Origin of the sequence: Caloranaerobacter ferrireducens (assembly GCF_001730685.1) — a bacterium.
In the GTDB taxonomy this organism is placed as follows: Bacteria; Bacillota; Clostridia; order Tissierellales; family Thermohalobacteraceae; genus Caloranaerobacter; species Caloranaerobacter ferrireducens.
Window position 1 is genome coordinate 1 of the sequence record NZ_MDJR01000017.1, and the last position, 4,891, is coordinate 4,891.

4 protein-coding genes are annotated in these 4,891 nt (G+C 33.1%); all 4 read left to right on the forward strand.

Features of this window, described 5'->3' with window-relative positions; genetic code table 11:
* Positions 1–74: 74 nt before the first annotated feature.
* On the forward strand, positions 75–1,862 hold the full coding sequence (locus BFN48_RS11940) for an NADH-dependent [FeFe] hydrogenase, group A6 (RefSeq protein ID WP_069651112.1): 1,788 nt from the start codon (positions 75–77) through the stop codon (positions 1,860–1,862).
* Between the two features lie 525 nt (positions 1,863–2,387).
* Positions 2,388–2,876, forward strand: a complete 489-nt coding sequence (gene nuoE, locus BFN48_RS11945; protein ID WP_069651113.1) for an NADH-quinone oxidoreductase subunit NuoE — start codon at positions 2,388–2,390, stop codon at positions 2,874–2,876.
* Between the two features lie 186 nt (positions 2,877–3,062).
* Positions 3,063–3,431 (forward strand): (2Fe-2S) ferredoxin domain-containing protein, encoded by a 369-nt coding sequence (locus tag BFN48_RS11950; protein ID WP_069651114.1) that lies wholly within the window; start codon positions 3,063–3,065, stop codon positions 3,429–3,431.
* A gap of 48 nt (positions 3,432–3,479) precedes the next feature.
* Positions 3,480–4,891, forward strand: a 1,412-nt coding sequence (locus BFN48_RS11955) for an NAD(P)H-dependent oxidoreductase subunit E (protein WP_069651115.1), incomplete at its 3' end; no start/stop codon positions are given.

Genomic DNA, 4,891 nt, shown 5'->3' on the forward strand with positions numbered 1-4,891 from the left:
CTTGTATGGAAAAATGTCCATTTAATGCTATAGTAAGGAAGTAGTAATATATCAGTAGAAAAGGGGTGTGAAAAGTGAAAAAAGTAACTATTACTATAGATAATCAAGTAGTTCAAGTTCCAGAGAATTATACTGTGCTTGAAGCAGCAAAAAGCATAGGCATAGATATTCCTACTTTATGTTACTTGAAAGAAATAAATGAAGTAGCGGCATGTAGAATGTGTTTAGTTGAAGTTGAAGGAGCTAGAAATCTTCAAACTTCATGTGTACTTCCAGTAAGAGAAGGTATGGTAGTTAGAACAAATACTAAGAAGGTTAGAGATGCAAGAAAAGCAACTTTAGAATTGATTTTATCAAACCATCATAGAGAGTGTTTAACTTGCGTACGAAATGGAAGTTGTGAATTGCAAACTCTTGCAGATGAATTAGGTGTTAAAGACATACCATTTGAAGGAGAAAAAACTGTAGCACCTGTTGATACTTCATCACCATCAATAGTTAGAGATCCTAAGAAATGTATTTTATGTGGTAGATGTGTAAGTGTATGTCAAGATGTTCAAACAGTAGGTGTATTAGATTTTACAAATAGAGGATTTGAAACTATTGTAGGACCTGCTTTTGATAAAGGTATAGGAAATGTTCCATGTATCAATTGTGGACAATGTATTGCTGCATGTCCAGTTGGTGCATTAAGAGAAAAGGAATCAATAGATTATGTTTGGGAAGCAATAGATGATCCAAATAAACATGTTGTAGTTCAAACAGCTCCAGCAGTAAGAGCTGCATTAGGAGAAGAATTCGGTCTTCCAATGGGTACAAGAGTAACTGGTAGAATGGCAGCTGCTTTAAGAAGATTAGGTTTTGATAAAGTATTTGATACAGATTTTGCAGCAGACTTAACAATAATGGAAGAAGGGCATGAGTTACTTCATAGATTAAAAAATGGTGGTAAATTACCAATGATTACTTCATGTTCACCAGGATGGATTAAATTCTGTGAACATTACTATCCAGAGTTTTTAGAGAATTTATCAACTTGTAAATCACCTCATGAAATGTTAGGTGCTTTAATAAAATCATATTATGCAGAGAAAAACAATATTGATCCTAAAGATATTGTTGTAGTATCAATAATGCCATGTACAGCTAAGAAGTTTGAAGCTCAAAGAGAAGAATTAGCTGCAACAGGATATCAAGATGTTGATTATGTATTAACTACAAGAGAATTAGCTAAAATGATAAAAGAAGCAAGAATAGACTTTGTTAACCTACCAGATGAAGATTTTGATGAAGTATTAGGTGAATCAACTGGAGCTAGTGTTATCTTCGGAGCTACTGGTGGGGTTATGGAAGCGGCTCTTAGAACAGTTGCAGAAGTTGTAACAGGACAAGAATTAGAGAATATTGATTTCGAGCAAGTTAGAGGTACAGAAGGTATTAAAGAAGCTGAAGTTAAATTAGGAGATTTAGTAGTTAAAGTGGCAGTAGCTCACGGTACTGGTAATGCTAGAAAACTATTAGAACAAGTTAAATCAGGTGAAAAGGAATATCATTTTATAGAGGTAATGGCTTGTCCAGGAGGTTGTGTAACTGGTGGAGGACAGCCACATGTTAGTGCGAAAGACAGAATGACTAAAGATATAATGAAAGAAAGAGCAAAGGCTCTATATGATGAAGATAAAGCTAAGACAATAAGAAAATCTCATGAAAACCCAATGATTAAGAAGATTTACGAAGAATTCTTAGGAGAGCCTAATAGTCATAAAGCTCATGAATTACTTCATACTCATTATGTAGCAAGAAAGAATTATCCTGTAGATGAAGAGAATAAATATGAAAAATATTTTTGTGATTGCGAGTAGAATTTACAGCTCTAGCTAAATGCTAGGGCTGTAAATTTTTTTTTTGAAAAATATAGAGTTTCATTATAATTCATAGGAATTATATACCTTACTTTATTTAAGTTGAAGGTTTTATTACCATAACACAGATATAAAGGGGGCAATAAAAGTGCATGGATATTGTGTATTGTTTGTGTAAGAATGAAATTGTAGGGTATATACGTTGTAACTTAAAAAGTAATAAGATTAAACATTGAGCTTTAAGTTTGTCTATAGACTGATATTAGACATATTATGTCAAAAATATCACAATTTTATCGTGAAATTACATTGACATTTTTTAAACAAATTATTTATAATTAAGGTGGCTCATATGTTAAATATTTATCAAACAATATTTATTAAACTATTTTACGATTCTATTTTTTGATAGTTTTATGTATTAAGGAGGGGAAGAAATGGAATTTAAATTTAATAATTAATATGGAATATAATTTCCTATGGATTAGAAAAAACTTATTCTAATAAGGTCAAGGAGGGGAAGAAATGGAATTTAAATTTAATTGGGAAGAGAACAAAGAGAAGATTGAAGAGTTAAAGAAAGTAATTGAAGAGAATAAAGAAAAAAAGGGAGCATTAATGCCAGTATTACATGAAGCACAAAGAATATTCGGATATCTTCCAATAGAAGTACAAAGGATGATATCAGAAGGACTAAACATACCATTAGCAGAAATATACGGAGTAGCAACATTCTATTCACAATTTTCATTAATACCAAAAGGAAAATATCAAATAGGAGTATGTTTAGGAACAGCATGCTATGTAAAAGGAGCACAAGCAATAATAGATAAAATTAAAGAAGAATTAAACTTAGAAGTAGGAGGAACAACAAAAGATAGAAAGTTCTCACTACAGGCAACAAGATGTATAGGGGCATGCGGATTAGCACCAGTAATGACAATAAATGAAGATGTATATGGAAGATTAAAAGCAGACGAAGTACCAGCAATATTAAAGAAATATATGGATTAAGTATTAGATACAAAGTAAAATTGAAAATTAAGAATGTAAAATTGGTAGATAGTTGATAGTCAATAGTCGATAGACTGATGACTAACAACTAATAACTAGATAGAATAAAATCTTCATGTAAGAAACGAAAAGCGAGCGACGAATAACCAATAACGAATAATAGTCAGAAAATCTGGAGGTGAAGAAATGAAATCATTAGAGGAATTAAAAAAGATAAAAGAAGAGACATTAAAGAAAGTTGATTTAAGAAAGCAAAGAGAAGGGACAAGGATAGTAGTAGGAATGGCTACTTGCGGGATATCAGCAGGAGCAAGACCAGTATTAATGGCATTATTAGAAGAAGTAAAAAATAGAAATCTAAGCGATGTAACAGTAACACAAACAGGATGTATAGGAGTATGTAGATTAGAACCAATAGTAGAAGTATACAGACCAGGAGAAGAGAAAGTAACATATGTAGAAATGACACCAGAGAAAGCGAAAAGAATAATAGCAGAGCATATAGTAAATGGAAAAGTAGTAACAGAATATACAATAGGAGCATATGAGAAGTAAAGTTTCACGTGAAACAATCAAAGCTGATAATGTAAAGGAGGTAAAGAAATGAACATCTATAGAGCACATGTATTGATATGTGGTGGTACAGGTTGTACATCATCAAGCTCAGATAAGATACAAGAGGAATTTGAATTAAAGATAAAAGAAAAAGGGTTAGATAAAGAAATAAAGGTAGTAAGAACAGGATGTTTTGGATTATGTGAAGCAGGACCAATAGTGATAGTATATCCAGAAGGAGCATTCTATAGTCATGTAAAAGTAGAGGATGTAGAAGAGATAGTAGAAGAGCATTTATTAAAAGGAAGAATAGTAAAGAGACTATTATATAAAGGTGCAGTAGAAGAAGACACAATAAAATCAATAAACGAAATAGGATTTTACAAGAAACAAAAGAGGATAGCATTAAGGAACTGTGGTGTAATAAATCCAGAAGACATAAACGAATATATAGCATTTGACGGATACATGGCATTAGGTAAAGTATTAACAGAGATGACACCAGAAGAAGTAATACAAGTAATAAAAGATTCAGGATTAAGAGGTAGAGGTGGTGGAGGATTCCCAACAGGATTGAAATGGGAATTCACAGCTAAAGCTCAAGGAGATCAAAAATATGTATTATGTAATGCAGACGAAGGGGACCCAGGAGCATTCATGGACAGAAGTATATTAGAAGGGGACCCACATGCAGTATTAGAAGCGATGGCGATAGCCGGATACGCAATAGGAGCAAATCAAGGATATATATATGTAAGGGTAGAGTATCCAATAGCAGTACAGAGATTAGAGATAGCAATAAATCAAGCGAGAGAAAAGGGACTATTAGGAAAGAACATATTTGGAACAGGTAAAGAGAAAGGACTATTAGGAAAGAACATATTTGGAACAGGATTTGACTTTGACATAGAAGTAAGACTAGGAGCAGGGGCATTCGTATGTGGAGAAGAGACAGCTTTAATAGCATCAATAGAAGGACAAAGAGGAATGCCAAGAAACAAGCCACCATATCCAGCAAACAAAGGATTATGGGGTAAGCCAACACTAATAAACAACGTTGAGACATATGCAAACATACCACAAATAATACTAAACGGAGCAGAATGGTTTAGAAGTGTAGGAACAGAGAAATCACCAGGAACAAAGGTATTCGCATTAGGAGGAAAGATAAACAACACAGGACTAGTAGAGATACCAATGGGAACAACATTAAGAGAAGTAATATATGAAATAGGTGGCGGAATACCAAACGGAAAGAAATTCAAAGCAGTGCAAACAGGAGGACCATCAGGCGGATGTATACCAGCTGAGTTAATAGATACTCCAATAGAATATGATACATTAGTACAGTTAGGTTCAATGATGGGTTCAGGCGGAATGATAGTAATGGATGAAGACACATGTATGGTAGACATAGCAAGATTCTTCTTAGACTTTACTGTAGAAGAGTCATGTGGTAA